4 protein-coding genes and 1 pseudogene are annotated in these 4,995 nt (G+C 58.9%); 1 reads left to right on the top strand and 4 read right to left on the bottom strand.

Annotated features, from left to right (window positions below):
- Nucleotides 1-78, top strand: a pseudogene (locus CHB97_RS26265) (IS5/IS1182 family transposase); the annotation flags it as partial.
- Nucleotides 79-768: 690 nt separating this feature from the next.
- Here the strand turns inward: CHB97_RS26265 and CHB97_RS25525 are convergent.
- The 4 genes from CHB97_RS25525 to CHB97_RS25510 form a co-directional block, all read right to left on the bottom strand.
- The gene (locus tag CHB97_RS25525) at nucleotides 769-1,059 is read right to left on the bottom strand and encodes a helix-turn-helix domain-containing protein (RefSeq protein WP_089290840.1); all 291 of its coding nucleotides are present in this window, start codon (nucleotides 1,057-1,059) and stop codon (nucleotides 769-771) included.
- A gap of 301 nt (nucleotides 1,060-1,360) precedes the next feature.
- Nucleotides 1,361-2,044, bottom strand: coding sequence for a PIN domain-containing protein (locus CHB97_RS25520; RefSeq protein WP_089290839.1), 684 nt, complete (start codon nucleotides 2,042-2,044; stop codon nucleotides 1,361-1,363).
- Nucleotides 2,045-2,049: 5 nt separating this feature from the next.
- Complete coding sequence (locus CHB97_RS25515) at nucleotides 2,050-2,706, bottom strand: hypothetical protein (protein WP_089290838.1); 657 nt, start codon at nucleotides 2,704-2,706, stop codon at nucleotides 2,050-2,052.
- 38 nt (nucleotides 2,707-2,744) lie between these two features.
- Entirely contained in the window at nucleotides 2,745-4,886 is a 2,142-nt protein-coding gene (locus CHB97_RS25510; protein ID WP_200820135.1) for a hypothetical protein, read from the bottom strand.
- Nucleotides 4,887-4,995 lie beyond the last annotated feature (109 nt).

Below are 4,995 nucleotides of genomic sequence, written 5' to 3'. Positions count from 1 at the left end.
GCCACCCGCTACGACAAAACAGATTGCAGCTACGCCGCAATGATAAACCTTACCGCAACCGTGCTGGTGATGCGATGAATGTCAACAGACCATAGATCGCTGCCGATGATGGTGCCGGTTGAAGGCAAAAGGCCTCGATCGGCCAGAAAACGCATGAATAGCGCTCTGCCGACCAGTGATATGGCGTCTTCGCCCGACAGGCCACCATCACCCTTGAGGGACGAGATGGCCTGATCGAGCAATTTCAGAATGACGCCGGTGATCCAGGTCCGGTCGTTGATCTCCGCGGCCGGTCGCAGATTCGCCAGACGCGCAAAGGTCAGCCAAGTCTCGTCGTCGGCGACGCCGGCATCGACGCGTACCTTGGAAAGCGAATGGCGATCGAGAGCGATCCGATAGACGTCTAGCCGCCCTGGATAGACCACGCCGAGATATGGCGCGTCGCCTCGCATGGCGAGGATGCGTCGGATGCGTTTAAGGCGATCAAGATCAGCGTTGAGCCGGTTTCCGTCAACCAGAAACACGAGCGGCGCTTCCTGCCATTCGTACACGCCTTCAACCAAGCGCAAATCGTCATCATGGTCGCGAGCCATGAGAATGGTTGAGTAAGCCAGTAAGTCCGGGGACGAGTGATCGAATAAGCGGATTCCATCGCGATCCGCACCGAGTTCGTTCAGGGCGGTGAACATGCTGATCATACGCCTCCTCCCGAAAAGTTTACCGGGCACGAACGAGCAGCGACAAATTCCGGGAACGACTTGGTTGCTGTCATTGGTCGAGATCCAATGGCACCTGTGGATCGCCACCAAACTGACCAGCGCGCGCGCGACCGCGAGGCTTTTTTGCTGTCAGCTCAACCTTCTCGATGATACCTCTGAAATCGAGCCCTTGGGCACCCATTTCAGCGACTAGCGCGGCTATGATCGCCAGATGGTCCGGAACCCCTCCTGATCGGGCATAATTTGAAACGGAGTTCGGGTTCATTCCAATCAATTCGGCAAACGCCCTGATGCTCAGGCCGGCTCGCGCGAGATCGCGGAGAAACCCCTCATAACCCATCACACCAGAGCCTTGATCACATAATTCTATGTATACTGTCACATAGAATTATGTGTGGCAATCCACAAATATGGATGGCAGCGCGACACAGGGCTTCCGCGAGCGCGCCATGCGATTAAGTTCCTGGCCGGAACCTCAGAATCCGTGCGGCAATCGACGGTGTTTGCGTAGCCAAAGAAAATCTGTGTTGAGCTGATCGATCGCACACCAGCGCGCGGTGATATAGTTTTCGTCAGTCGTACGAACGAAGAATTCGAGAACCAGATTAAGTTTCGATGCTGATACGCTCAAGCCGATTTCCTTACAGGCCGAGCGCGTATTTGGCAGCACTCATATTGGGCGCGTAGCCGAGGCTGATCGCGCTAAATTCCGCTGCGATCTCCGGCTTCAAAACATTGCTCGCGGTCAAATATTCATTGGTATTCGAGGATAGAAACACGATTGGCGTTATCATCCCGGCACCGCGCAAAGCCGACACGGCCTCAAGATAGGTTTCATAGACCAGGCAATCCTTGGAGGAGTCCTTGCCGCGTCTCGCTGGAGCGATCCCAGCGTTTACCCGCGCAAAGGCTTTGGCGAGAGCCAGAGGGCCAGGCGTTATCTTGCCGAGCTTGGCGAGCCAACGCCCGACAACCGCTCTTGCCCGCCCGACATGATCGTCAAGATGCGCAAGGTTGACGTTACCCGGAGCGCCAAAGACGGCGGATAGCCTGTTTATGCGATCAAGTTGCTCCCGTACCTTCTTGAGATTGCGTTCGGCCTCATCCTGTACGGGCTGATCATGATCGGAAAACTCGATCGCCACCTGTTCTGCCATAAGGCATATGAGACGACCGGCTTCCGCGGCCGTCACGAGATCGATGGCTGCCTGCCGATCATGCGGCTTCGCGGTCTCGCGTGTCGGATCCCGCATAACGTCCAAAATAGAGCATGTATCGATGCACAGCACCGGAACGCCCGCTGATGCAATCGCGTGCACGTCCATCCGGATCAGTTCTCGTCGTAATAGGCAAGAAGAGCGATTGCGGTCTCAAAATCGCCCGCAAGATTATGCGCGGAATCCTCATCCCAGCCTTCCACTTCATTCAGCCAACGCGCCAACCTGTCAGCTCCGGGTTTATCTCCGCTGCGATGCACAGCGACAAGAAAATCGAACCAGCGACGTTGATCTAATGGGTGGCTTGCTCCCGTTGACTTGTTCGCCGCGCCGGAAAAGCGCTTGAGCTTTAGCGCAGCGTCCGAAGACAACCAGTCATCAAGTGTTTGCCGAGGTTCCGTCGTCGAGATGGTGAAGCCGAGTTGAGCCGTAACCGGCGCAGCGATGCGCGCGATAAAATCCGTGAGCACGGCATTGTATTGGGCAAAGGTGAGGCTCCCCATCTCCAAGGGGACGATGTTCGGAACACAATAGCCGTCCTCAGTTCCCCACAGGGTCAGCCAGGCCGCCGGATGGTCTTGGCTGGCATCTCGACGAAAAAGCACGACATCCTCCGAGGTCACAGCGTTACGCGCCACCTCCGCCGACCGTTCCAGATCCACTCGCCAGGGATCGACCGCCGCCGTGATGAGCGCTTCGCGCAATTCGGGCCGCTTCGCGATCGGGCCGTGAATGGCCATGTCTTGGAAAACTTCGAGTTTATCTGTCATATCGCTTCTTTCGGAACATCTTTGACTACTGTCGCCTCCTACGCATCGGCCTGCGGCCAACGCAGCTTTCCGCGGCCGACACGAAGCGCTTCCACCAGTCTTGTGTTGCCGGGCAACCGACCCGAAAACAGGCTGGGCTTGGGATCGACCGCAGGCTTCTTGAAGGCGGCAACCTGCTGGTAATCGGGCGTCGTCAGCCAAGTCCGCCCATCACCCTCATCGGTGACAATCCTATACAGACCGGCAGGCGGAGCGACTGCGATGTCGAGCAGCCGCTTATAATGTTCCACCGACCACTTCTGGATGCCGCCGCTGAGGGCCTCGGTTCGGAACCGCGCCCATAGCGCAGCCGTGTCGGGCGTTGGCCAATCGCCAGCATCGGTGTAGGCCGTGATCTCATCAGATTCGAGCCAGACCCGCATCTCAGCAGGCGTAACGAAGACCGGCTTGGCGTCCTCGACCGCCGCCATGGCCGCGCGCCTCGACGGAAGACCGGCCCGAATCAACATCGACATCATGAATTGCGGAACGCCGGTCTCGACCGCAGCAGCGGCTCCACCCGCCACCGTATCCGGCGACCAGCCGAGAGATATGCGGCGGGTACGGATAGCTTCCAAGGCCCAAACCAAACGATAGGTGAAGGCATCTTCGACGGCCCGCATGTTCTGCGGCCCGATCTTGGCAACATCCTCGCCGGACACCCAACTGCGTAGGATTGCCTTCCAATTAGCTGGCAGCGTGTTCGCCTTGTCAGGAATGAAAGGACGCATGAACAGCAGGCGGTCGCCGAGACCACCAAGGGCATCGACAAGTTCGTCGATCTCGCCACTGAGCGCCGCTTCGTCTGCGCGGTCGAGGAGTTGGGCCAGTTCATCGGCCATGGCGTCGATGGTGAGACCCGCCTCAAGTCCTACGCCCATGGCGAAATGTCCGCGCCGCGCCTGCGCCGTGGTGGTCTTCCAGATGAGGTCGGCGCGTGCTTCGAATATCTTTCTGTGCAGCGGTGCGATGTCCTCGTCCTCACGGGCAATCTGGCGCGCCCAAAGCGACCCTTTTAGCGCCTCGTCCAGGAGCTTGGGCAGGTCGGCCCGATCAGCGTCCAATGCCTCGATCAGACCGAACACGGTCGCATCGAGGCGTTCGACGATCTGCGAAAGCGGCTCCTCTTCTATGGTCTCCTCCTCGTCCTCGCCACCGTCTTCATCATCGCCGTCGCCATCGTCATATTCCGCGCCGGCAGCGAGCCGCTCGGCGACCGCGGCTTCCTCCGCCGGTGATCGCCAGGCTTCGCGGGCGTTGGCGAGATATTCCCAAGCGTCGTGACGATCCAGCACACCCTCTCGTGACAGGCGGTCAAGAATCTCGGCGACGATCTGGATGAGGCCGCTTTTCAGCGTGCGGGCTTTTGCGGAGGCGACCAGCTTCCGCCATTCCTTCTTTCGCCAATCGACCTTATCGAACATGACGTGAACGATGAGGCCTTCGACATCCACGAAGGCGCGTCCGGCACGTCCAGCGACATTCGCGAACTCCTCGCCTTTGATCTTCTCCGACGCCCGATACAGCGCTGGCACTAACAGGACGGCGGCGTTGAGGTTGAGGCCTTGCGATAGCGTCGGCGATGCGACGATGACCTTCAGCACACCGTCAGACAAAAGGGCTTCCAGCTCACGAAGGAATGGACTCGGCAGCCGGCCATGGTGGATGGCAACGCCCGCCTTCAAACAAGCGACAGCGGGATGGTCTTCGCCCAACCATTCCTTGCCGACCTCCAGCGCACGGGCGATCGACGCCTCATCCTCCAGCAGCGAAGCCAGATAACCGCGCTTGCAGAGGTCCACGACCTGTTTGCCGTAGCTCTCGACCCAATTTGCCTGGGTGGAGAAGATCAGGGTCCTCTTGCCCTGGCTGGCGAATTCCCACGCAGCGAACAAGGCGAGATGGGAGTTCTTACGCGGATAGGGCTTTTTCTCTTTCCCCCGTGCCGGCTTCTCCAAGACAAATTTGTCGAGGAACGGGCCGTCGTCATCGAGATCAAGCCGGAGCAGCGCATCCTTGCCCCGCCAAGTGAGCGCACCGAAGCGTTGCCGCGTCGGCCGCCAGTCGGAACGCACCGGCGCACCCGGTTCATCGGCGCGAATCCACGCGGTAAGATCGTCGAGTTCGTCGCCGCTGGGCAAAATGGCGGAGAGACTGGACTTGCCCTGGAAAAGTGGAGAGCCATTGACCTAAAATTCGGGATTGAAGGAGGTTTTGATGGTTCGAGTTAAGCAGGGGAAGGTCACGGCA

This window comes from Azospirillum sp. RU38E (genome assembly GCF_900188385.1).
Lineage (GTDB): Bacteria > Pseudomonadota > Alphaproteobacteria > Azospirillales > Azospirillaceae > Niveispirillum.
Note: the sequence above shows the minus strand (reverse complement) of the source record. Positions and strands in the feature narration are given on the sequence as shown.